Origin of the sequence: Nonomuraea rhodomycinica, assembly GCF_013363995.1 — a bacterium.
Classification (GTDB): domain Bacteria; phylum Actinomycetota; class Actinomycetes; order Streptosporangiales; family Streptosporangiaceae; genus Nonomuraea; species Nonomuraea rhodomycinica.
Map to the genome: position 1 here is coordinate 1,313,476 of NZ_JABWGO010000001.1, position 22,272 is coordinate 1,335,747.

20 protein-coding genes and 1 pseudogene are annotated in these 22,272 nt (G+C 73.3%); 11 read left to right on the plus strand and 10 right to left on the minus strand.

The genetic code is table 11. The features are described from left to right. Positions 1-8: 8 nt before the first annotated feature. Both HT134_RS06115 and pyrG read right to left on the minus strand, forming a co-directional pair. On the minus strand, positions 9-620 hold the full coding sequence (locus tag HT134_RS06115) for an NUDIX domain-containing protein (RefSeq protein ID WP_175599206.1): 612 nt from the start codon (positions 618-620) through the stop codon (positions 9-11). Beyond that, positions 617-2,281 carry a CTP synthase gene (gene pyrG / locus HT134_RS06120; RefSeq protein WP_175599207.1) on the minus strand — a complete coding sequence of 555 codons (1,665 nt, stop codon included), beginning with the start codon at positions 2,279-2,281 and terminating at the stop codon, positions 617-619. Before pyrG ends, HT134_RS06115 begins: the two co-directional genes overlap by 4 nt. A 110-nt stretch (positions 2,282-2,391) precedes the next feature. Here pyrG and HT134_RS06125 point away from each other — a divergent pair, with 110 nt between their 5' ends. The 3 genes from HT134_RS06125 to HT134_RS06135 all read left to right on the plus strand — a co-directional run bounded on the left by HT134_RS06125 (position 2,392) and on the right by HT134_RS06135 (position 5,033). Next, complete coding sequence (locus HT134_RS06125) at positions 2,392-3,108, plus strand: acyltransferase (RefSeq protein ID WP_246363552.1); 717 nt, start codon at positions 2,392-2,394, stop codon at positions 3,106-3,108. 16 nt (positions 3,109-3,124) lie between these two features. Further along, positions 3,125-4,261: an NAD(P)H-dependent flavin oxidoreductase gene (locus HT134_RS06130; RefSeq protein ID WP_175599208.1), complete on the plus strand. Its 1,137-nt coding sequence runs from the start codon at positions 3,125-3,127 to the stop codon at positions 4,259-4,261. A 109-nt stretch (positions 4,262-4,370) separates the two neighbouring features. Next, a complete protein-coding gene (locus HT134_RS06135) occupies positions 4,371-5,033 on the plus strand; it encodes a DUF4126 domain-containing protein (protein WP_175599209.1) in 663 nt (220 codons plus the stop codon). A gap of 131 nt (positions 5,034-5,164) precedes the next feature. Here the strand turns inward: HT134_RS06135 and HT134_RS06140 are convergent, their stop codons facing one another. Then, complete coding sequence (locus HT134_RS06140) at positions 5,165-5,998, minus strand: alpha/beta fold hydrolase (RefSeq protein WP_175599210.1); 834 nt, start codon at positions 5,996-5,998, stop codon at positions 5,165-5,167. A 139-nt stretch (positions 5,999-6,137) separates the two neighbouring features. Here HT134_RS06140 and HT134_RS06145 point away from each other — a divergent pair, with 139 nt between their 5' ends. Next, entirely contained in the window at positions 6,138-6,749 is a 612-nt protein-coding gene (locus tag HT134_RS06145) for a hypothetical protein (RefSeq protein ID WP_175599211.1), read from the plus strand. A gap of 201 nt (positions 6,750-6,950) precedes the next feature. After that, a pseudogene (locus HT134_RS45300) lies at positions 6,951-7,055 on the plus strand (Uma2 family endonuclease); the annotation flags it as partial. Positions 7,056-7,121: 66 nt separating this feature from the next. Here HT134_RS45300 and HT134_RS44615 read toward each other — a convergent pair. The 6 genes from HT134_RS44615 to HT134_RS06175 are packed head-to-tail and all read right to left on the minus strand — an operon-like array spanning position 7,122 to position 13,029. Next, positions 7,122-7,673 carry a hypothetical protein gene (locus tag HT134_RS44615; protein ID WP_246363553.1) on the minus strand — a complete coding sequence of 184 codons (552 nt, stop codon included), beginning with the start codon at positions 7,671-7,673 and terminating at the stop codon, positions 7,122-7,124. A 31-nt stretch (positions 7,674-7,704) separates the two neighbouring features. Beyond that, on the minus strand, positions 7,705-8,694 hold the full coding sequence (locus HT134_RS06155; RefSeq protein WP_312887992.1) for a glycosyltransferase family 2 protein: 990 nt from the start codon (positions 8,692-8,694) through the stop codon (positions 7,705-7,707). Then, positions 8,691-9,920 carry a hypothetical protein gene (locus tag HT134_RS06160; protein WP_175599212.1) on the minus strand — a complete coding sequence of 410 codons (1,230 nt, stop codon included), beginning with the start codon at positions 9,918-9,920 and terminating at the stop codon, positions 8,691-8,693. The genes HT134_RS06155 and HT134_RS06160 overlap by 4 nt, the downstream gene beginning before the upstream one ends. Next, the gene (locus tag HT134_RS06165; protein ID WP_175599213.1) at positions 9,917-10,972 is read right to left on the minus strand and encodes a hypothetical protein; all 1,056 of its coding nucleotides are present in this window, start codon (positions 10,970-10,972) and stop codon (positions 9,917-9,919) included. Before HT134_RS06165 ends, HT134_RS06160 begins: the two co-directional genes overlap by 4 nt. 18 nt (positions 10,973-10,990) lie before the next feature. Continuing rightward, a complete protein-coding gene (locus HT134_RS06170) occupies positions 10,991-12,010 on the minus strand; it encodes a GNAT family N-acetyltransferase (protein ID WP_175599214.1) in 1,020 nt (339 codons plus the stop codon). Continuing rightward, positions 12,007-13,029 carry a GNAT family N-acetyltransferase gene (locus tag HT134_RS06175; RefSeq protein ID WP_175599215.1) on the minus strand — a complete coding sequence of 341 codons (1,023 nt, stop codon included), beginning with the start codon at positions 13,027-13,029 and terminating at the stop codon, positions 12,007-12,009. The genes HT134_RS06170 and HT134_RS06175 overlap by 4 nt, the downstream gene beginning before the upstream one ends. A 113-nt stretch (positions 13,030-13,142) precedes the next feature. Here HT134_RS06175 and HT134_RS06180 point away from each other — a divergent pair, with 113 nt between their 5' ends. The 4 genes from HT134_RS06180 to HT134_RS06195 all read left to right on the plus strand — a co-directional run bounded on the left by HT134_RS06180 (position 13,143) and on the right by HT134_RS06195 (position 17,118). After that, positions 13,143-14,168: an NAD-dependent epimerase/dehydratase family protein gene (locus tag HT134_RS06180; protein ID WP_246364189.1), complete on the plus strand. Its 1,026-nt coding sequence runs from the start codon at positions 13,143-13,145 to the stop codon at positions 14,166-14,168. Further along, positions 14,165-15,349 carry an ATP-grasp domain-containing protein gene (locus tag HT134_RS06185; RefSeq protein WP_175599216.1) on the plus strand — a complete coding sequence of 395 codons (1,185 nt, stop codon included), beginning with the start codon at positions 14,165-14,167 and terminating at the stop codon, positions 15,347-15,349. The genes HT134_RS06180 and HT134_RS06185 overlap by 4 nt, the downstream gene beginning before the upstream one ends. Next, a complete protein-coding gene (locus HT134_RS06190; RefSeq protein WP_175599217.1) occupies positions 15,339-16,337 on the plus strand; it encodes a hypothetical protein in 999 nt (332 codons plus the stop codon). The genes HT134_RS06185 and HT134_RS06190 overlap by 11 nt, the downstream gene beginning before the upstream one ends. 76 nt (positions 16,338-16,413) lie before the next feature. After that, on the plus strand, positions 16,414-17,118 hold the full coding sequence (locus tag HT134_RS06195) for a hypothetical protein (RefSeq protein WP_175599218.1): 705 nt from the start codon (positions 16,414-16,416) through the stop codon (positions 17,116-17,118). A gap of 16 nt (positions 17,119-17,134) precedes the next feature. Here the strand turns inward: HT134_RS06195 and uvrB are convergent, their stop codons facing one another. Then, positions 17,135-19,243: an excinuclease ABC subunit UvrB gene (uvrB, locus tag HT134_RS06200; protein WP_217707208.1), complete on the minus strand. Its 2,109-nt coding sequence runs from the start codon at positions 19,241-19,243 to the stop codon at positions 17,135-17,137. A gap of 135 nt (positions 19,244-19,378) precedes the next feature. Here uvrB and HT134_RS06205 point away from each other — a divergent pair, with 135 nt between their 5' ends. Together HT134_RS06205 and HT134_RS06210 are read left to right on the plus strand one after the other, a co-directional pair. Continuing rightward, entirely contained in the window at positions 19,379-20,998 is a 1,620-nt protein-coding gene (locus HT134_RS06205; RefSeq protein WP_246363554.1) for an SPFH domain-containing protein, read from the plus strand. After that, positions 20,995-22,242 (plus strand): SPFH domain-containing protein, encoded by a 1,248-nt coding sequence (locus HT134_RS06210; RefSeq protein ID WP_175599219.1) that lies wholly within the window; start codon positions 20,995-20,997, stop codon positions 22,240-22,242. The genes HT134_RS06205 and HT134_RS06210 overlap by 4 nt, the downstream gene beginning before the upstream one ends. Positions 22,243-22,272 lie beyond the last annotated feature (30 nt).

Sequence of the window (22,272 nt, forward strand, 5' to 3'; positions counted from 1 at the left end):
TCCTTCCGTCACGCCTCTGGGGCGTCGGCGGGGCGCAAACCGGTGAAGCCCTCGGCCGATGCCGCGTACGCGGCGAGGATACCGGCGACGGCCGGGGAATTGTGGATCATTCCCGTGAGCGCGTGCTGGACGGCCTCGGCCAGCGGCACCCACTCGACCGCCATGCCGATCTCCTCGTGCTGCGGGACGAAGCCGTTCTCCTCCTCGGGGATCGGCGTCAGGCCGCGGGCGAGGAAGACCCGGATGCGCTCGTCCGTCATGCCGGGCGAGACGAGCAGGTCGACCAGCGTGTGCCAGGTCGCGGCACGGTGGCCGGCCTCCTCCGCCAGCTCCCGCGCGGCCGTCTCGGCCAGCGGCTCGCCCTCCACGTCGCGCAGGCCGGCGGGCAGCTCCCACAGCAGCCGGCGCACGGCGTGGCGGTACTGGCGGATCATCAGCACGCGGTCGTCCTCGTCGAGGGCGACCACCGCGACCGAGCCGACGTGCCGGGCGTAGTCGCGGTCGGCCACCGTGTCGCCGGGCATCCGGACGGTGTCGGTGACGACCTGGAACACCCGGCCCTTGAAACGCTCGACGGAGGCGACGACCTCCCACGCCTCGGGCGTGTCCTGCACCTTCACTTGGCGACCTTGGAGGTCACGCGGCTGTCGGCGTAGACGAGGGCGGCGCCGATCAGGCCCTTGAACATCGGGTTGGCGCGCGTCGGCCGCGAGCGGAACTCGGGGTGGGCCTGGGTGCCGATGAAGAACGGGTGGACGTCGGCGGGCAGCTCGGTGTACTCGACCAGGCGGCCGTCGGGCGACAGCCCGGAGAAGACCAGCCCGACCTTCTCCAGCCGCTCGCGGTAGGCGTTGTTGACCTCGTAGCGGTGGCGGTGGCGCTCGTCGGCCTTGGCCTTGCCGCCGTAGAGCTGACGGGCCAGCGTGCCCTCGCCGAGCTTGGCGGTGTAGCTGCCGAGCCGCATGGTGCCGCCCATGTCGCGCTCGCCGGCGACGACGTCCTCCTGGTCGGCCATCGTGGAGATGACCGGGTGCTTGGTCTCGGGGTCGAACTCGGCGGAGTTGGCCTCGGCGATGCCGGCGAGGTGGCGCGCGGCCTCGATGACCATGCCCTGCATGCCGAGGCAGATGCCGAGCAGCGGGACCTTGTTCTCGCGGGCGTGGCGGATGGCGCCGATCTTGCCCTCGATGCCGCGCACGCCGAACCCGCCGGGGATCAGCACGCCGTCGACGCCGTCGAGCTCGCGCGCGGCGCCGTCGGGCGTCTCGCAGTCGTCGCTCTTGACCCAGCGGATGTTGACGCGGGCGTCGTTGGCGAAGCCGCCGGCGCGCAGCGCCTCGGTGACCGACAGGTAGGCGTCGGGCAGGTCGATGTACTTGCCGACCAGCGCGATCGTGACCTCCTTGGCGGGGCGGTGGACGCGCCGCAGGAGCTGGTCCCACTCCTTCCAGTCCACGTCGCGGAACGGCAGGCCGAGCCGGCGCACCACGTACGCGTCGAGGCCCTCGGTGTGCAGCACCTTCGGGATGTCGTAGATGGAGGCGGCGTCGACGGCGGAGACGACGGCGTCCTCGTCCACGTCGCACATCAGGCTGATCTTGCGCTTGATCGCCGTCTGCACGGGACGGTCGGAGCGCAGCACGATCGCGTCGGGCTGGATGCCGATGCTGCGCAGCGCGGCGACGCTGTGCTGCGTGGGCTTGGTCTTGAGCTCGCCGGAGGGGCCGATGTAGGGCAGCAGCGACACGTGCAGGAAGAACACGTTGTCGCGGCCGACCTCGTGCCGGATCTGGCGCACCGCCTCCAGGAACGGCAGCGACTCGATGTCGCCGACCGTGCCGCCCACCTCGGTGATGACCACGTCGACGTCCGGACCGGCCATGCCCCGGATGCGGTCCTTGATCTCGTTGGTGATGTGCGGGATGACCTGGACGGTGTCGCCGAGGTACTCGCCGCGCCGCTCCTTGGCGATGACGTTGGAGTAGACCTGGCCGGTGGTCACGTTGGCCGAGCCGTGCAGGTCGGTGTCGAGGAACCGCTCGTAGTGGCCGACGTCGAGGTCGGTCTCGGCGCCGTCGTCGGTGACGAACACCTCACCGTGCTGGAACGGGTTCATGGTGCCGGGGTCGACGTTGAGGTAGGGGTCGAGTTTCTGCATGGTGACCCGGAGACCGCGACCCTTGAGCAGGCGGCCGAGGCTGGATGCCGTGAGCCCCTTGCCGAGACTGGAGGCGACACCGCCGGTGACGAACAGATGCTTGGTTTGCGATGCGCTGCGCAAAGGGGCTCCCGTGGCTCGAGGCGTGGTCGAACTGTCCACGGGCTCTCAGGATATCAAACAACGTCCCCGACATGCCCGAACGGTATGACCTAGCGGTAACTTTGGGCGCTATGTCATGCGTACGGCGGGCGATGGGCACGCTGATCCACCGTGCCTACACGGCGATCCGCGAAGCCGGGGCCATCACCCCGGCGAGTCCCGCGGGCCACGCGTTCCGCAGGCTGGGCGAGGGCGTCAAGATCGCCTTCCCGCCGGGGGCGATCTTCGGCGAGCGGTGGATCGAGATCGGCGACCACACGCTCGTCGGCGAGCGGGTGTCGCTGTCGTGCGGCATGATGCCGGGAGCGGACCTCGGGCCGGGCTCGATCCTGCGGATCGGCGGCGGCTGCTCGATCGGCCGCGGCTCGCACATCGTCGCCCACCAGTCGATCGACATCGGCGACGACGTCTTCACCGGCCCGTACGTCTACATCACCGACCAGAACCACGTCTACGACGACCCGGACGTGCCGATCGGGCGGCAGTGGCCGCGCAACGCCGCGGTCGCGATCGGCGCGGGTTCGTGGCTGGGGGCCGGGGCGATCGTCCTGCCCGGCACGCGGCTCGGCCGGCACTGCGTGGTGGCGGGGGGCGCGGTGGTGCGCGGCGAGTTCCCGGACCACAGCGTGGTGGCGGGGGTGCCGGCGCGGCTGGTGCGCACGTACGACCCGGAGCTGGGCTGGCACGCGCCGGGCGGCCGTCCCGGGGCGGACGGCGCGGTGGCGGACGGCGCGGTGGCGGACGGCGCGGTGGCGGATCGCCAGGGGCTGGACCGAACATCGTTCTGACGGTTAGCGTCGGTCCATGCGCACCGCCATCTGCGAGCGTCTGGGCGTCGAGTTCCCGCTGTTCGCCTTCAGCCATTGCCGCGACGTCGTGGCCGCGGTGACCAACGCCGGCGGCTTCGGCGTGCTCGGCGCCATCGCGTACACCCCTGAGCAGCTCGACACCGAGCTCACCTGGCTCGACGAGCGGGTGGGCGGCCGGCCGTACGGGGTGGACGTGCTGCTGCCCGGCAAGGTCGACGCCCAGGTGCTCGACCGCGAGGCGCGCCTGGCCGACGCCGTCCCCGAGCGGCACCGCGACTTCGTCGCGCACCTGATGGCGAAGTACGGCGTGGGCGGGGCGGGCGGCCCCGTCGGCGGGCCCGCGATCGGGTCGCCCGACGAGCTCGGCCGGCGGGTCACCGCGGCGGGCGCGACCGGCCTCATCGACGTGGCGCTGAAGCACCCCGTCGGCCTGGTCGCCAGCGCGCTCGGCCCGCCGCCGCCCGAGCTGGTCGCGCGGGCCCGGGAGGCCGGGGTGCCGGTCGCGGCGCTGGTCGGCACCGTCGAGCACGCGCGCAGGCAGGTGGAGGCGGGCGCGGACGTCATCGTGGCCCAGGGCACCGAGGCCGGCGGGCACACGGGCGAGATCTCCACGATGGTGCTGGTGCCGCAGGTGGTGGACGCGGTCGGGCCGGTGCCGGTGCTGGCGGCCGGCGGGATCGCCTCCGGGCGGCAGATGGCCGCCGCCATGGCGCTGGGCGCCGAGGGCGTGTGGTGCGGCTCGGTCTGGCTGACCACCGAGGAGGCGGAGACGGCTCCGGCGGTCAAGCGCAAGATGCTGGCCGCCTCCTCGCTCGACACCGTCCGGTCCCGCTCGCGCACCGGCAAGCCGGCCCGCCAGCTCAGGTCGGCGTGGACGGACGAGTGGGACTCCGGTCAGGAGAGCCCGGGACCGCTCGGGATGCCGCTGCAGCTCCTCGTCGCCGAGTCGGCGATGGCCCGCATCGGCGCGGCGGCCGAACGGGGCGAGCCCGGCGCGCTGGAGCTGGCCAACTACTTCGTCGGCCAGGTCGTGGGCCAGCTCGACCAGGTGCGGCCGGCGCGCGAGGTCGTGTACGCGATGGTGAGCGAGTTCGCCGACGCGGTGGAGCGGCTCGGCCGGCTGTCCGGCTGAGCTTGGCCCGGCCGACCTCCGTCCGGCCGAGCTCCGTCCGGCCGAGCTCCGTCCGGCCGAGCTCCGTCCGGCGGGCGCGGGATCGGCGTCAGCGGGGCAGACTGGAGCCATGCTCGCTGCTCTGACCGGGCTCGGACTGTCGACGGCCGCCGGGCTGAACGCCTACATACCCCTGCTCGTGGTGGGGGTGCTCGCCAACCTCACCGACGCGGTGAAGCTGCCCGACGGCTACGCCTGGCTGTCCAACTGGGGCGTGCTCGCCGTCATCGCGGTGCTCCTCGTCGCCGAGATGGTGCTCGACAAGGTGCCGGCCGTCGACACGGTGAACGACATGATCCAGACCGTGGTGCGGCCCGCGTCCGGCGGCGTGGTCTTCAGCGCCACCAGCGCCGCGGCGGAGCTGGACCACTCCACGTGGATGGCCGAGAACCCGTGGGCCGGATGGGTGCTCGGCATCGTGCTGGCCCTGGCCGTGCACGCCCTGAAGGCGGCCGCCCGCCCGGTGATCAACGCGGGCACGGCCGGGGTGGGCGCCCCGGTGGTCAGCACGGTCGAGGACGCGGGCTCGCTCGGCATGAGCCTGGCCGCCGTGTTCGCGCCGGTCCTGGCGCTCGTCGGGGTGCTGCTGTTCGGGCTGTTCGCCTGGTGGGGCATCCGCAAGGCCCGGCGCGTACGGGCCCGGCGCAGGGCCGCGCGCGCGTCGTCGGCGGGCCTCGCGTCTCCGGGACCGGCGTCATCCCCTGGGGTGACGGGGTCTCCGCCGCGCGGATGACGACCGGCGGGTCCGCCCGGCCGTACGATCGCCGTGCGTAAGTGACGGGAGGACCCGTGTGGGCGCTCAGTGGCCCCGCCTCGGCGCCCACACGTTCCCCGCCGGACCGGCGGCCCCCGGACGCGCGAGTCTCAGCGTTCCGGCGTCAGGTGCTCGGCCAGGATCTCCCGCACCCATCCGCTCACGACCTCCACGAACTCCGCGGGCCGCTCCTCGTGCAGCCGATGGCTGGAGCCCTCCCAGCACACGACCTTCGACCCGGGGTGCTTGAGCAGCCCCGCCTCCCAGACCGCCCGCGCCGGGTCGGCCCAGATCGACAGCACCGGGCAGCGACGGCGGGCCAGGTAGTCGTCGCTGGCCGGCCTGACGCCCATCGAGCCGGGCAGCGCGAACATCGCCTCGAACGCCTGCGCCAGCACGTGCGCCGGCATCGCCTCCAGCCGGCGGCGGTGCCAGCGGCGGATGACGGCGGGCGTGGCGGCGTTCGTGCACCACTGGTCGAGCCGCAGGGCCGCCTCGGTCGCCCGCTCGCCGCGCAGCCCCTCGATCGTCCGGGGGAAGCCGCGCGCGATCTCCGGCCCGATGCCGTACCCGGGATCGACGGCGACGACGCCGGCCACCCGGTCGGGATGCTCGACGGCGAGGATGGTGACGATCTGGCCGCCCATGGAGTGACCGACGGCGAACACCTCGGGCACGCCCAGGGCGTCCAGCAGCGCGACGAGGTCGGCGGCCATGGCGTGCGGGGTGTTGCCCTCGGCGGGGACCGACGAGTAGCCGTGACCGCGCAGGTCCACCGCGATCACCCGGTGCTCGGCGGCGAGCGCGTCGATGTGCCAGGACCACTGGTGGGAGTCGGCCCCCCACCCGTGCACCAGCAGCAGCGGCGGTCCCCCGCCGGCCCCGTCGTCGGTGTGGAACAGCCTGACCGCGCCCTGGTCCGTCTCGACCGTCGTGTACGGCACCGGCTCGCCTCCTCGCGTCCGCTCTCCCGAGGAGGGAACCACGGCGACCACTACCCGATCAAGAGCTTGCTTGGCAATCGCCCCGCCACGCGCGCGTCCCCGGCGCACTATCCTCGAAGGCGTAACGGCGAACCGGGAGGTGGGCGCAATCGGCGAGGTCCTCTTGATCGTGCTGGCGATCCTGGCCTTCCTCCTGCTGCTGACCGGCGTGGGCGTGTACGTGCTGGTCAAGGTGGGGCGCAAGGCCGCGGTCAAGGCGAAGCAGGCCACCACCCGGCTGACCACCCACGTCAACGCCATGGGCCCCGGCGAGGCGGCCGAGGTCGAGCGGCTCCGGCTCGACCTGCGGCGCGAGGTGTCGCTGACCCGGCAGGCGGTCGAGACCGCGCAGCAGCAGGGCTGGGGGCTCGGCGACCTGCCGCAGCTCCTCGCCGACCTGTCACGGCAGGCCGACGTCCACGACGCGCAGCTCGGCATGTACGCCCAGCAGCTCCGCGTCTCGGCCTACATCGACCACGCCACGCTCGGCCGGCTCCGCGAGCACCAGGCCAAGCTGACGGCGATGTGCGCCCGCATCCGCGCCGACCTGCTCGGCCACCAGGTCCAGCACGCCTCGGCCGGCATCGACGACCTGCGCGCCCGCACGGACCTGGAGATCGAGGCGCGGCGCACGAGCGCCGTCCCCGACCCGCTGGACGAGATCGACCACCTCTACCGGCGCACCATGGAGCAGCGCAAAGAGCCCTCCTGACGACCGCGTCGCGTGGCATCCTCACCACGACGGGTCATCGTGAAGAGAGGCGCGTGGTGGACGGTCTTCCCGAGTGGCTGTATCCGGGCCCTCCCGGCGGCTGGGATGCCGACATGCTCGACCGGCTCCCGGCTCCCGGCTCCCGGCTGACGCCCCCCGTGGTGTCGAACTGATCGACGGCCCCGGCCCGATCTCCTCATCGTGCGCAGGGCGGCGCTCACCCTGGCGACCAGGACCTTCGTTCCCGAAGACGTCCACCTGGTGGTCGAGGTGACGTCGGAGCCGTCGATCGATCGTGACCGCACCACCAAGCCCGCCAAGTACGCCCAGGCGGGCATCAAGCACTTCTGGCGGGTGGAGGAGGAAGGGCCCCTACGTGCCCCAGTCGTACACGGCGGCCACGACGCGTTCCATGCTCGCGCCGTCGTCGTACAGCGCCCGGACCGCCTGGGCCTGGGCGGTCGTGGGCAGGCGGCCCTCCAGCAGCACCGGCAGCGACAGCCGGCGCAGCAGCTCCCCGGCCGAGACCCAGTGCGGGCGGCGCACCGCCGCCACGTTGACCCGCAGCGCGTGCTCGTTGCCCGGCGGCACGTGCGGCCGGTCGGTCTCCACCGCGACGAAGCGGAAGCCGTTGGCCAGGTCGCAGGGGCCGCAGCCGACCGGGCCGCGGCCAAGCCCGCCGCCGCACTCGCCGCAGGTCAGCCGGTCGTAGGCGGCGTCCACGACGCGCCACTGGTGCCGGTCGGGCTCGTCGACGACCATCTCGGCGACCGCCCGCTCCTCCTCCGGCCCCGCCCCCGGGAACTCCCGCTCCAGGAACGCCCGCCAGCCCTCCTCGACGATCTCGTCCACCAGCCGCGCGCAGCGGGCGCAGCCGGGCGCACCGGCGGGCTCCCAGTGCGCGCACTCCTCGCATTGCCGCATGCGGTCACCGTATCCGGGGTCCCCACGGTGGTCATCCGGTTATCCGCTCCTCCCCCACCGGCGGGCGCGCCGCGCGGGCCGGAGGGGGCGGAGCGGGCAGGCCGCCGCTCAGCGTGTCCTCGGGACGTACGGCCAGGTTGGAGTCCCTGATCCAGTACGACCGCAGGCGGCCGGAGTCGCGCAGCAGCCGGTGGAGGTAGCGGCCCACCAGGGCCACCGCCGCGAGGGTCAGCCCGGCGAGCAGGAGCTGGGCGGGGGCGAGGAGCGGCAGGCCGTACCCGAACAGCGCCGCCACCGCGAGCACGGGCGCGAGCACGCCGCCGAGCGCCGCCGCGGCGTACACCGCGTTGAGCGGCCGCCAGGAGAAGCCGAAGAACAGCTCGAAGGAGTGCGCGGCCAGCCGGGTCAGGCGCAGCCGCGAACGGCCCGCGGTCCGCGGCCGGTGCGTGACCAGCACGACGGCGTACCGGGCGCCGACCAGCGGGACGGCCGGGATGAACCAGGGCAGCCGCAGCTCGGTGATCGTGCGGGCCACGCCGGTGCGCACGAGCCGGAAGGTGGAGGCGCCCCGCGGCATGTCGATGCGGAAGACCCGCCGAGCCGCCCAGTGCAGGCCGGCCGAGCCGGCCTTGCGGACCAGCGGGTCGCGCCGCCCGCGCCGCCGGCCGAACACCACGTCGTAGCCCTCGCCGGCCTTCGCCAGCAGCGTCCAGATCTCCTCGGGCGGCACCTGGAGGTCGGCGTCGCACTGGACCGTCCATGGCCGTCCCGCGTACCGGAAACCGGCCGCCATGACCGCGTCGATGCCGAAGTTGCGGGTGAACGACACGTAGCGCACCCGCGGGTCCACCTCGGCCAGGCGGCGGATCCGGTCGAGGGAGTCGTCGGTGCTGCCGTCGTCGACGAAGAGGATCTCCAGGTCGCCGATCTCCGCGAGCGCGGCGGTCAGCTCGGCGTGGGCGGCCTCCACCTGCGCTCCCTCGTTGTAGCAGGGCACCAGCACGGTCAGCCCGGTGTTCACATGTGCCTCCTCAGCACCGTTGCGAGGACGAATCCCTGCGCTCCCAGCGCGTACACCGCTCCGGCGGCGCCCGCGAACGGGATCACCAGCGCGCCCAGCGCGGCCACCACGGCCCAGGACAGGACGACGGCCTTGGCGCAGGCGCGCAGCCCGGCCTGGCCGGTGTTCTCCAGCACGAACACCACCAGGCCGGCGAGCGCGTTGGCGGGCAGCAGCGACGCCAGCAGCGCGCCGAGCGCGACCAGCGAGCGGGTGCCGGCCAGGCCGCCGGCCAGCGCGGCCCCCGCGACGACCAGCCAGACGCCGCTGACCGTGATCGACAGCGCGGCCAGCCGCCGGGCCAGCGCGCGGACCTGACCGGCTCCGGACGAGCCCATCCGCAGCGCAAGCCGGGGCTGGTAGATCCGCTGCAGCGTGTACACCACGGACGTGGCGAAGCCCCAGCCGAGGATCATCATGTAGAAGTCGCCGCTCTGGTCCGCGTGGGCGGTGAGCGACAGCTCCACGAACAGCGTGCCGACCGTGGCGTTGCCCATGACGTCCACCGCGCCCATCAGCACCACGGTGCCGGCCACGATGCCGCGCAACGTCCGGCGCGGCCCGCCCTCGTGCCCGCGCGCTGCGGGCCCGGCGGCGGGCGCGCGCGGCAGGCCGCGCAGCAGCGCCAGGTTGAGCGCCGTGACCAGGGCCAGCAGCCCCGCCAGGTAGCCGGCCGGCCTGATGTGCGCGGTGAACGCCAGCCCGGCCATGCTGATCATGCCCACGCCCAGCAGCGCGAAGTGGGCGGTGTCGCGGGCGTACCGGCCGAGGGCGCGGTGCAGGGCGACGCCGAGCATGCCGCAGCCGAGGGCGACGTAGTAGGCGACGCTCAGGAGGTAGGTCGTGGCGGTGGAGTGGGGCGCGAGGAGCAGCCCGGCCGCAGCCGCCGCGGTGAAGGGCAGCGGGACGCGGGCCACGACCGTGCGCAGCATCCCGGCGATCTGGTCACGGGTCCGGCGGGCGCGCGGGATGAGCGTGAGCGCGGCCTTCTCGGGGCCCGACTGCACGACCATGCTCAGCCAGCCCGCGGCGCCCACCGCCGCCGCGTACGCGTTGAAGTCCTCCCGGCTCCACGCGGCGACCAGCACGGCCGCGGAGCCGTACAGCAGGAGGCGGAACGTGGCCCGGCCGCCCAGCAGGGTCAGCAGGCGGCGCGGGCTGATCCTGTGCAGCGCGGCGGCGGTCACGAGGCGTCCGCCCGGGCGCCGGAGCCCGGGCCCGGGTCCGAGCCGGGGCCAGAGGCAGGGCCGGGGCCGGGGCTGGGGCCCAGGTCCGGGTCCAGGCCCGGGCCGGAGCCTGCGGCCAGGTCCGCCGCCACGGCCTCGCGCAGAGGCCGCTCGCCCGTCCTCAGGTAGGCGAGCAGGGCCTCCCGGACCCGCTCGTCGCCGAACCGCTCGCGCACCCCGGGCACCGACGGCCCCTTGTCCACGCCGAACAGCGCGCCGAAGAGGGCCCTGACCTGATCGGTGGTGAACGAGCGGGGCGGCGTCAGCAGCTCCTCGACGACCGCCGGATCCGGGTCGGGAGCGGGTGCGGCCTCCAGCCAGGTGGTGGAGCGGCCCGCGGTGGCGAGCCAGCGGCGCAGGTGGCCGATCCGCTCGGCGACGACGGCGGGATCCGCCCCGGCCAGCCTGGAGGCGGCCAGCCCGGCGTCGTAGCAGGTCGCGTGGAGCGCGGCGCACACCTTGGAGAACGCCGGCGGCTTGACCGGCAGCCGGTCGAGGGGGACGTCACTGACCCGCTCGACGGCGGCGCGGGCCTCGGGCGAGCTGCGGGCGGCGGCGACGAGGGCGTCGAAGTCCTTGTACCAGCGCGCCAGCGTGGCCCGGTCGGGCGCGTCGGGAACCGGCTCCGGCCCCGCCTGGGCGCGTACCCAGCGGACCATGCGGCCCGGCATGAACGCCGCCAGCGGATCGCCGTCCAGGTCCGCCCTCGCCGGATCACGGCCGGCGTCGTCCCGATCACGGCCGGCGTCCATCGGATCACGGCCGGCGTCCGCCGGCCGCGGATCGTCGGCCGCGGAGGCGTGCGCCGGATCGGGGTCCGCCGCCGGCGCTCCACGCCCGCCGTCGCGGCCGGGCGCGGGCGGCGGGCCGGGCCGGAACACCGCGCCGCAGGAGCGGCAGGAGCAGCGGACCGGCCGCAGGGGCCGCCGGATCAGCGAGGGGTGCGGGTGCCCGCACTGCACACATGCCGATGCGGCGTCCGCATCGGCGACGTCCACGTCAGAAACGTCCACGGTCAGCAACGTCCAAGGTCAGAGGGGTACGGCCAGCGCCGAGGAGGGGACCAGCTCGGCGCCGAGGGAGCTCTTGGCCTCCGCCTGGCCCTTGCCGAGCACCAGCCCCGCCTTCCCGGCGGCGACGGCCCACTCGACCATCCGGACGTAGCCGTCGAAGTAGAGGTGCTTGCGCCCGCCGTCCTCCGGCGTGACGGCGCCCCAGCTCAGGCAGACGGGCCAGCGGGGATGGTCCAGGATCAGGGACAGGCCGAGGAGCCGCCCCCCGCGGTCGCGGTAGGCGACCGCCACGACCTCGTCGCCGCCGACCAGGGCCTCCAGGTACGGCAGCGGCAGGGGCGCGAGGGGGAAGAGCCGGTTGCGGTGCTTGAGGTCGTTCGCCGCGCGCAGGGCGGCGGCCTCGGCGGCGGTGACGAGCTCGCGGGCGGGGCCGACGCCGATCGACAGGCCGGGGTCGGCGGCGAAGCTTCTGGCGCGCCGCCTGAGGGATTCGCGGCGGGCGCGGTCGAGGCCGGCGTACCAGCCGTCGAGGCCGGTCCACGGGGTGGCCAGCCGGGCGAGCGGCGCGGTCGGCAGGCCGACCCGGACCAGCCCGGGCAGCAGCGCCGGCTCGCCGGGCGACACCTCGCGCCACACGACGCTCCGCCAGCCCGGGCCCAGCTCGCGGCGGACGCCGCGGACGTAGCCGCGCAGCAGCTCCCGCCGCCGTTCCGGTTCGAGGTCGCCGGCGAACCACCATCCCTTCTGGGAGCGGTTGCCGGGCGCATGGACGTCGAGGATCCCCGCCGGGTCGCGGCGGGCCGCGGCGTAGGTCCCTCTGCTGGGCCGGATGCCGCGCAGCGACGCCGACACGGCGCCGACCGCGACGCCGTCCTCCCGCAGCACCGTCAGGAGGACCGGCGCCTGGGCCGCCCAGGCGTAGGCCCGCAGCAGGTCGTAGCGCCAGGTGACGCACTGGCCGGCCGCGGCGCGCAGCCGCTCCCAGCCGGCGGGCTCGGGGTCCTCGCGCGGATCGAGGATCTGCAGGGTGAGGCTCATCCCATCGCCCACCGGGGGACGGCGACCAACGACATCGGAACGTACTCGAACCCGAACGACCGCTTGATCTCCAGCCGGCCCCTGCCGAAGAGGACCTGTTTGACGCCGGCCTCCATCGCCTGCCGGACGATCCGCACGTGGGTCTCGAAGTAGAGGTCCTTGCGGCCGCCCTCCTCCGGCCGCAGCGCCGCCCACGGGCCGCTCACCGGTGAGGTCGGATGCTCGTAGACGATCGTGAAGGCCAGCAGCCGTCCGCCCTCGCGATAGGAGATCACACGCACGTCGTCGCGCCGGAGCAGACTGGCGAAGTAGGAGGCGGGCAGCGGCGCCCGGGGGTCGAGGCGGCTCGCCAGCCGGGCCGTGTGCCTGCGGTTCAGCTCGGCCAGCTCCACCGGGTCGAGGTCGGTCCGTCCCCTGCCCTCGTGGATGGTGAGATCGGTGTCCGCGGAGATGGCGGCGATCTGGCGGCGCAGCGACTTCCTGCGGTTCTTGCCGAGCGAGGCGAGCCACTCCTCCACCGTCGACCAGCGCAGCGGCAGGACCGCGCTGCCCGGCGACTCCCGGGTGAGCGCGCCCCGGCGGGCGACGAGGGGCAGGCTCGGGCCGGTCACCATGCGGTACAGCGCGCCGACGAGCCCCCATCCGAGGTGCTGCCGCGCCGCGCGCTCGAACTGCCGCAGCAGCCGCGCCCGGGTCTCCGGCGTGACGTCCTCGGCGAAGTGCCAGGTCGGCCCGTTGGAGTGGGCCGGCAGGCGGACGTCGAGGAGGATCGGCTCCCGCCTGGGCCGCGGCGGGCGGGTGGAGTTCGGTAATCGCAGCCCGACGCAGACGGCCCCGACCGTCCCGACGACGCGGGGGCCGTCGCGGAAGACGGCCAGCAGGGGGCGCGCCCACGACCCCTCGGACGACGCGGCGATGACGTCGTAGGCCCAGACGGCGGTCAGGCCCTCCGCCTGCCGGAAGTCCTCCCAGCCGGGGGGCTCGGGGTCACGGCAGGGGTCCAGCAGTTCCAGGTGCACGCGATGGCCCTCGATGGCGAAATGATCACAACATGGACACGAAGCATTGATCGGACATGATTGTCGCAGAATATGTCTCCAGTGATCACCGTCGTGCGCGTCCGACACCCATGATGCGCGTCCAAAACCGTGCACTCATATTCAAGGGACGGCATGAAGGTTGGAGTAACCGGCGAAACGGCTTCATCGGCCGGTATGTGTGCGAGGAACTCGCGTCGCGTGGGCACGTTCCGCTCGTGTTCGATCACAGAGGGCGCGCGGAGCGCGACCTGCCCTGGGAGGTCATGCGAGGCGACATTCGGGACGCCACCGCCATGACGGAATTAGCGGCACATTGTGACGCAATCGTACATTTGGCGGCTGTTCTCGGCACTCAGGAGACCATCACCAATCCGCGGCCGGCCGCCGAGACCAATCTCATGGGCGGGCTGAACTTCCTGGAGGCCATCGCCCAATACGACCTGCCCGGCGTCTACATCTGCGTCGGCAACCACTGGATGGACAACAGCTATTCCATCTCCAAAACCGCGGTTGAGCGGTTTGTCCGGATGTTTAACGCCCACCGCGGGACGAAGGTGAACAACGTCCGGGTGGTCAACGCCTACGGCCCCCGCCAGCAGGCCGCGCCGCCGTTCGCCCCCGGCAAGGTCCGCAAGATCACGCCCGCCGTCGTCTGCCGCGCGTTGAGCGGCCTGCCCGTCGAGCTGTACGGCGGCGGCACCCAGGTCTCGGACATGGTGTGGGTCGGGGACGTGGCGCGGGCGCTCGTCGCCGCCCTGGAGGCGGCCGCCGCCGGAGAGGTCCTCGACCACGTCGTCGAGGTGGGCCCGACGACCTCGTCCAGCATCCGCGAGGTCGCCGAGCTGATCATCGACCTCTGCGTGGCCCGCGGCTACCCGCGCGTGCCCATCGCCGACCTGCCGATGCGTCCCGGCGAGACGCCCGGCACGGCGGTGACGGCGCAGACCAAGACCCTCCTGTCGGTGGGCATCGATCCCAGCTCGCTCGTCTCCCTCGACGAGGGCATGGCCCGGACCGTGGACTGGTTCATCGAGAACCGCGGGATCCACTGGGACGTCCCGGACACAGCGGCCGGCGCGGGGACCGGCACAGGGACCGGCACGGTGGCCGGCGCGTGAAGCGGCTCGTCATCCTGGGCGGCTCGGACGGGACGATCAGTTCCTTCCGGGCCGCCCGGCGGCTCGGCCTGGCGACCGTGTGCGTCGACATGCGCGCCGACGCCCCCGGGGCGCGCGAGGCCGACGAGTTCCTGCACCTCAGCACCCGGGACGTGGAGGCGGTCACGGCCGCGCTCCTCGGCCGTGACGACGTGGTCGGCGTGCTCGCCCCCGGCACCGACATCAACCTGCCGGCCCTGGTCGAGGTGGCGCGGCGGCTCGGCGTCCCGTGCGGGCTGTCCGACGCCGCCCTGCGGGTGTCGGTCGACAAGGCGTACTTCCGCGAGGTGTGCGAACGGCTGGGCCTCGGCGGGCCCGCGTACGTCAGCGGCACCGCCCGGGAGGTCATGCGCGACGCCGGGCGGCTCACCTTCCCGGCCATCGTCAAGCCCGTCGACTCCGGCAGCTCGCGGGGGATCACGGTGTGCGCGGGCCCGTCCGGGCTGGTCGGCGCCGTCGAGGCCGCCTCCGCCGTCTCCCCCTCCGCGACCGTGATCGTCGAGGAGCTGGTGACCGGCCGCGACCTGTGCGGGGAGGCGTTCCTCCAGGACGGCCGGGTGGCTCTGCTCGGGCTGAGCGACCGCGTGGTGGCGGCTCCGCGGGTCGTCGCCGTCGGTCACGACATGGCCCCCCGCGACGCGGCGCTGACCGCGGAGGTGACCCGGCAGCTCGAAGCGGTCTGCGCCGCGGTCGGCTACACCGACGGCCCGCTCAACCTCGACCTCTTCGTCACCGGCGACGCCGTCGTGCTCATCGAGATGGGCGCGCGGATCGGCGGCAACGGCATGGGCGAGGCGCTGGGCCTCATGTACGGGGTGGACACCGTGGCGGCCGCCGTCCTGCTCGCCATCGGGGAGCGCCCGGACCTGACGCCCCGGTGGAGCCGGCACGCGTCCGTCCGCATGCTGCGCTCGGAGTCCGCGGGCACCCTCGTGGCGCTCGACGGGCTGCGCGAGGCGCTGGCGCTGCCCGGGGTGGCCGACGTGGTGGTGACCACCCGGCCGGGCGAGCCGGTCGTGCCGTACACGGAGTGCCGGGCCAAGCTCGGGTACGTGCTGGCCTCCGGGGAATCGGCCACCGCGGTCGCGGAGGTGCTGGCGGCCGTCGAGGACACGGTCCGGGTCAGCGTCGATGCCGGCTGACTTCTCGGCGCGGCGCTGGGAACGGGCCCGTCGCCGGGTGATCGCCGCGGCCTTCCTGCGGGTGCCCTTCTACCGTGACCAGTGGGCGGCGGCGGGGCGGGCCCTGGAGGAGCCGGAGCCCACGCCGTCCGCCGCGCTCGCGGACCAGCTCCATCGCCTGTGTCCGTTCGCGCGGCCGTTCGACCCGTCGCGGGAGCCGTCGCCGTGGATCGGCGACGGGCGGGACCTGCGGGACGCCCTCGCCCTGGCGTGCGCGCCGCGCCGGGCGCCCGTGCTGGAGGTGCGGCCCGCGGTCCTGGACCGGCGCACGCTGGCCGGCGGCGTGCTGCCCTGGAGCGGCGGCCGGCGGTACGGGGTGCTGCTCGCGCCCGGGGCCAGGGTCGTGGACGAGGCGCGCCGCCGTGCCCTCGACGCCGCCGCGCTCGGCTTGGCGGCCGAGGCGGGGCGGGCGATCGTGGTGGGCGAACGGGCCGCCCTGGACGCGGTCCTGCCGCGGCTGGCGGGGGTACGGGTCCACGTGGTCGAACGCGTGTCCCTGGGGCAGGCCGTACGGGCGGCGCGGGCCGCGGCGGCGACCCCGACGGCTCGGGCACGTGTCGCCGGTCGCGTGTCACCCGGCCACGCGGTGGCGGCGGACCCGGCCGAGCACGACCTGACGGCGACAGGCACGCTCATGGGCGAGGTGACAACGGCGGGTCAGGCCGCGGCGGCGGGCACGCTCATGGGCGAGGTGGGCGCGGTGGTCGCTCATGACCCGCACCTCGGCTATCTGGCCGCGGTGGTTGCCGGCTGCGGGCAGGTGCACCTGCTGTGGCGGCACGTCCACGCCCGCCCGTTCGAGGGACCGGACGGCGACCGGACGGTGGGATTGACCGCGCTGCGCCGGCGAAGACCCGCGCTGGTCAACGTGGTCCCCGGCGACGCCGGCTCGCTGACCACCGCCCTCTGCCCCGCGCACGGCACCCCCATCGTCACACCCCCGGCCTAGCCGGTCGGATCCCCCGGCCCGCGGCACTCGCGCTCACCATCCACAGATCTCCATCACGACACACTGACGGGACCCCATGCTGCTCACTCCGACCCCGAGGCCGTCCACCTCGTTCTGGCGCGACAACGGGGCCGCGCTGCTCATGGGAGCCGTGGCGCTCGCGCTCGCCGGGCTGGTCCGGTTCGTCATCCCCTACGAGCGGGACATCACCTCGGTCTGGATGCTCCTGGTCAAGCTGACCCCGCAGCTCGCCGCCTGCCTGGCCGTGGCCTGGCTGGACGTGGCCTGGGCGCGGTGGCTGCGCCTGCACCTGGTGGCACTGCCCGCGATCTTCCTGGGCTTCCTGTGCTACTTCGTGCCGAAGACGTTCATGACCGCGCTGGACATGGTGGACGGCACGGCCGAGTTCGAGGACCTCTACCTGCACGTGGTCGTGTTCGTGCCGTTCCTCATCATCGGGCTGGTGCTGGCGTACCGGGCCGGCGGCGGCTCGCGGGAGGGCGTGCTGCGGCTCGGGGCGGCCATGACGATCCTGCAGATGTCGGGGCTGGAGGACCTGATGGCGGTGCTCATGAACCGGCGGCTGAACGGGATCCCCGAGGTCTGGGACTGGGCGCACCACATGACGGTGCGGCTGGGCCACCCGGCCACCCGGGGCGAGGCGTACGCGTTCATCGTCGTGCACGTGGTGCTCGCCGTGCTCGCGCTGGCGCTCCCCCGGCGGTGGCTGGCCGGGCTCGGCCGCCGCCTGCGCCCCGGCCGGGCCCGCACCAGCGCGTAGACGCCCGGGCCCCGCGTCAGCTGATCCCGGCCTCCTTCATGTCGCGCAGCTCCCGCTTGAGCTCCTTGATCTCGTCGCGCAGCCTGGCCGCCACCTCGAACTGCAGGTCGGCGGCCGACTGGTGCATCTGCTCCGTCAGCGACTCGATCAGCGACTCCATCTGCGCCCGCGGCATCTCGCCCGCGATGGCCTTGGCGTGCTGGCCGGCCTGCTTGGCGGCGAAGCCGGGCACCGGCGCCTTGCCGCGCGACTGCTGCCGCCCGCCGCCCATGAGCTGCTGGGTGTCGGCGTCCTCGCGCTGCAGCGAGTCGAGGATGTCGGCGATGCGCTTGCGCAGCGGCTGCGGGTCGATGCCGTTGGCCTCGTTGTAGGCGATCTGCTTGGCCCGGCGCCGGTTGGTCTCGTCGATGGCCCGCTCCATCGACGGCGTGATCTTGTCGGCGTACATGTGGACCTGGCCGGAGACGTTGCGGGCCGCGCGGCCGATCGTCTGGATGAGCGAGGTCTCCGAGCGCAGGAAGCCCTCCTTGTCGGCGTCGAGGATCGCCACCAGCGACACCTCGGGCAGGTCGAGGCCCTCGCGCAGCAGGTTGATGCCGACGAGCACGTCGAACTCGCCGGAGCGCAGCTCGCGCAGCAGCTCGATGCGGCGCAGCGTGTCGACCTCGCTGTGCAGGTAGCGCACCCGGATGCCGAGCTCCAGGAGGTAGTCGGTGAGGTCCTCGGCCATCTTCTTGGTCAGCGTGGTGACCAGGGCGCGCTCGTCGCGCTCGGCCCGCTCGCGGATCTCGTGGACCAGGTCGTCGATCTGCCCCTTGGTGGGCTTGACGACCACCTCGGGGTCGACCAGGCCGGTGGGGCGGATGACCTGCTCGACGACGTCGCCCTTGACCCGGCCCAGCTCGTACGGGCCGGGCGTGGCCGACAGGTAGACGGTCTGGCCGATGCGCTCCAGGAACTCCTCCCACTTCAGCGGCCGGTTGTCGAGCGCGGACGGCAGCCGGAAGCCGTGCTCGACCAGGGTGCGCTTGCGGGAGGCGTCGCCCTCGTACATGGCGCCGATCTGCGGCACCGTCTGGTGCGACTCGTCGAGGACGAGCAGGAAGTCCTCGGGGAAGTAGTCGAGCAGCGTGTTGGGGGCGCTGCCGGGCTCGCGGCCGTCCATGTGCCGCGAGTAGTTCTCGATGCCGGAGCAGGTGCCGATCTGCCGCATCATCTCGATGTCGTAGGTGGTGCGCATGCGCAGCCGCTGCGCCTCCAGCAGCTTGCCCTGGCGCTCCAGCTCGGCGAGCCGGTCGGACAGCTCGCTCTCGATGCCGCGCACGGCCGCCGCCATCCGCTCCTCGCCCGCGACGTAGTGGGAGGCGGGGAAGATGTAGAGCTCCTCGTCCTCCGTGATGACCTCGCCGGTCAGAGGGTGCATGGTGGACAGCTTCTCGATCTCGTCGCCGAACATCTCGATGCGGACGGCGAGCTCCTCGTACTTCGGGATGATCTCGATCGTGTCGCCGCGCACCCGGAAGGTGCCCCGCGTGAAGGCGAGGTCGTTGCGGGTGTACTGCATGTCGACGAGGCGGCGCAGCAGCCGGTCGCGGTCGATGTCCATGCCGACGCGCAGCCGGGTCATGCGGTCGACGTACTCCTGCGGCGTGCCCAGGCCGTAGATGCAGGACACCGAGGCGACCACGATGGTGTCGCGGCGGGTGAGCAGGGAGTTGGTGGCCGAGTGGCGCAGCCGCTCGACCTCGTCGTTGATCGAGGAGTCCTTCTCGATGTAGGTGTCGCTCTGCGGGACGTACGCCTCGGGCTGGTAGTAGTCGTAGTACGACACGAAGTACTCGACGGCGTTGTTGGGCAGCATCTCGCGCAGCTCGTTGGCGAACTGGGCGGCCAGCGTCTTGTTGGGCTGCATGATGAGCGCGGGGCGCTGCAGCCGCTCGATCAGCCACGCGATGGTGGCGGTCTTGCCCGTGCCCGTGGCGCCCAGCAGCACGCTGTCCTTGGCCCCGGCCGTGACGCGGCGCTCCAGCTCGGCGATGGCCGTCGGCTGGTCGCCGGAGGGAGTCATCTCGGTGACGACCTCGAAGGGCGCCACCTTCCGCTGCAAATCAGTGACCGGTCGCATGCTGCCACTGTAGGTCGCGCCACCGACAGAACCGCCACGCGCCCGGCCCCGGCGTACGGGGTGCCAGCGCTGCAAGCGAATAGCAAGTCGTACCCGATACGGTCGAAACCGCCTGTAGCGGAAAAGGAAGGTGCTATGTCACGACCCAGAGAGGCGCTCATCCAGGCCGGCCAGGGCATGGCCCAGGCCGTCATGCAAGGGGGCGACCTCCGGCAGGCGGCCGGTCAGGCGGCCGGTCAGCTGATGAACCAGGCGGGTCAGGCCGGCCAGCACGGGTTCGCCCTCGACCCCCGGGACTTCGCCGCCGCCCGTGACGGCGGCGGGTCGGTGGGCACGCTGATCGAGGCGAGATCCGCGTCGCTGAACGAGGCCGGCGAGATCGTCAACCGCAGCTTCGCCGAGAACGGCATGCACGTCATATCGCCCGTCGTGATCCCCAAGGGCAGCACCGCCAAGGTCGTCGTGCCGCTGGGCATCCTCGTGGCGCTCGGCCTGATCGGCGCTCTGGGCAACGTCATCCCCCGCACCGAGCTGGTCTTCGGCCCCCACTACTGGTTCGTGCTCGTGCTGGCCGCGGCGTTCCTGTGGTGGCGGCGCAGCGTCGTCATGGTGCCCGAGGGCTGCAAGGCGCTGATCACCAAGTTCGGCAAGCTCGTGCAGATCGCCGACCCGGGGCGGGTCACGCTGCTCAACCCCTGGAAGCGGGTCAGCTACATCGTCAACACCACCCGCGAGTACCCCTTCAACGCCCCCATCCGCGAGGCGCCGACCCAGCAGGGCGTCAAGGCCAGCGTGGACCTGTTCCTGCAGTTCAGGATCGAGAACCCGGCGGAGTTCATCTTCGTGCTCGGCTCGGTCAGCGGCTTCCAGTCCAAGCTGCAGAACGCCATCAGCGAGGTCACCCGCTCCCTCATCTACGCCCAGCGCGCCGAGGACATCTACGACCTGGTGGGCGAGAGCACGCTCGGCATGCTGGAGAGCCTCAACCAGCAGTTCCTGCCGGCCGTCCGGCTCACCGACGTCAACATCACCCACGCCGAGCCGTCCAGCCAGGAGTACCGGATGGACCTGGCTGCCCCCGAGATGGTGCGCGTCGCCAAGGAGGCCTACACCTACGAGTACGAGCTCCAGCTGCGCAAGGAGCAGAACGAGGGCGACCTGATCAAGGAGCTGGCCGGGCTCCAGGAGACGCTCAGCGCCATCCAGGCGGAGATCGCCGGCTACCAGGCCCGCATGGACACCGCCCTCGAACGCGCCTCCCACCAGGCCAAGGCGCAGGCCAGGCAGCGGCTGGTCGAGGCCGAGTCCACGGCCAACGCCAACGCGGCGCTGCTGGAGGCGCAGGCCCTGGACATCCGGGCGCTGAGCGCGGCCGAGGCGCCGGAGATCCTCGACTACCGCTTCCAGCAGGACCTGCTGGACAAGCTGGAGTCGGTCTCCTCGCGGCTGCCGCAGGTGGTGCAGGTGGGCGAGCAGACCGACATCGACTTCCTGGAGCTCGCACAGCAACTCGTCGGCGGCCGGGGGGCCGCCCTGTTCTCGGCCGAGGACATGGCGGCGATCCGCGGCCGGCTGGCGGAGATCGGCGAGCGCGTGCGCGCCCGCGAGGCGGAGATCGCCGCCCTGCTCGGCAGAGCGGGAACGGCGGCCGAGCCGGGCGGGCCGGCCGACGAGGTGACCGGGCTCGACGGGGCGGCGGTGAGCCCCGCCGCGGTGGCCGGACCGGACGCGACGACGGAGGGTGGGGCCCGATGAGCGGCCGCGAGTTCTCGAAGATCAAGGAGTCGCTGGCCTCCTGGTCGGACATCCGCCAGCTCCTGCGCGGCGGTGAGCAGGGCCAGCTCGTGCCCGTCGTGATCCCCAAGGACCGGCGCGGGTTCGCCTGGATGACGCTGGTGTTCCTGGCGGTGTACTGCGCCGGGATGGCGGTGGTGACCGACCTCAAGGCGCTGCCGGCGCTGGCCGCGGTGCTGCTGCTGGTGATCGCCGCCGTGCTCATGTGGCGCAAGGCGATCATCGAGATCGAGGAGGGCACGACCGGCGTGCGCAGCCGCTGGGGCGCCATCACCGGCACCCTGCCGCCCGGACGGCACTACCTGTGGCTGCCGTGGGACCGGGTGGACGCGGTGGTCGACACCTCCACCGAGATCCCGTACACGGCGCCCATCGTGGCCTGCCCGACCGCCGAGAACGTGCCGCTGAAGTCGATCGAGTTCTTCCTCAAGTTCCGCATCGTCGACCCGGTCGCGTTCGTGCGCACCATCGGCGCGGGCAACTTCGACCTGGTGCTGGCCAGCGCCGTGCAGGACGCCATCCGCCAGCGCAGCCGCCGCGTGCACACCGAGCACGCGTACGACCTGCGCGGCTCCGACGTGGGCGACATGCAGGAGGCGCTCAACCGCCAGCTCGGCCGCTACGGCGTGCGCGTCACCGGCTCCAACATCCCCGACGTCCAGCTTCCCGACCAGTACCAGCAGCACCTGGCCACCCGTGAGAAGGTCGCCAAGGAGCTGTCGGCCTACGAGCGCGAGTGGGAGCTGACCCGCAAGCGCCGCATCGACACCCTGCTCATGGAGATCGAGCGCTCCAAGAAGACCCGCGACGCCCGCGTGGTCGAGGTCAAGGCCGCCTACAACAAGGCGCGCAAGGACGTGGCGCGCATGCTGGAGGAGCAGGAGACCGAGGCGCAGCGGGTGCGCTGGGAGATCGAGGCGCGCGGCCGGGCCGAGCTGACCGCCGCCGAGAACGAGGCCAAGGCGCTGCGCCGGCTCGCCGAGTCCTACCGCGACAACCGGGCCGTGCTCCAGTACGAGCTGGCCCGCCGGCGCCTCGACGTGGGCGCCAAGCTCGCCGAGAGCGCCCCGCAGCCGCTGGTGGTCCGCACGCAGCAGGGCTCGGGCGACTCCTCGGCTCTGTCCACGCTGCTGCTGGCCCAGCTCCTCCCCCGGCTGTCGGGCCAGCCCTCGCCCAACGGCTCCGCGCCGTCCGCCCAGCGCTGACCCGACCGGCAACCGAACCGCATAGGAGAG

Excerpts from the sequence above, each read along its gene's own strand:
- HT134_RS06125 (WP_246363552.1), top strand. The coding sequence starts at position 2,392 with ATGTCATGCGTACGGCGGGCGATGGGCACGCTGATCCACCGTGCCTAC.
- HT134_RS06130 (WP_175599208.1), top strand. The coding sequence starts at position 3,125 with ATGCGCACCGCCATCTGCGAGCGTCTGGGCGTCGAGTTCCCGCTGTTC.
- HT134_RS06135 (WP_175599209.1), top strand. The coding sequence starts at position 4,371 with ATGCTCGCTGCTCTGACCGGGCTCGGACTGTCGACGGCCGCCGGGCTG.
- HT134_RS44615 (WP_246363553.1), bottom strand. The coding sequence starts at position 7,673 with ATGCGGCAATGCGAGGAGTGCGCGCACTGGGAGCCCGCCGGTGCGCCC.
- HT134_RS06170 (WP_175599214.1), bottom strand. The coding sequence starts at position 12,010 with ATGAGCCTCACCCTGCAGATCCTCGATCCGCGCGAGGACCCCGAGCCC.
- HT134_RS06180 (WP_246364189.1), top strand. The coding sequence starts at position 13,143 with ATGCGCGTCCAAAACCGTGCACTCATATTCAAGGGACGGCATGAAGGT.
- HT134_RS06190 (WP_175599217.1), top strand. The coding sequence starts at position 15,339 with ATGCCGGCTGACTTCTCGGCGCGGCGCTGGGAACGGGCCCGTCGCCGG.
- HT134_RS06195 (WP_175599218.1), top strand. The coding sequence starts at position 16,414 with ATGCTGCTCACTCCGACCCCGAGGCCGTCCACCTCGTTCTGGCGCGAC.
- uvrB (WP_217707208.1), bottom strand. The coding sequence starts at position 19,243 with ATGCGACCGGTCACTGATTTGCAGCGGAAGGTGGCGCCCTTCGAGGTC.
- HT134_RS06205 (WP_246363554.1), top strand. The coding sequence starts at position 19,379 with ATGTCACGACCCAGAGAGGCGCTCATCCAGGCCGGCCAGGGCATGGCC.
- HT134_RS06210 (WP_175599219.1), top strand. The coding sequence starts at position 20,995 with ATGAGCGGCCGCGAGTTCTCGAAGATCAAGGAGTCGCTGGCCTCCTGG.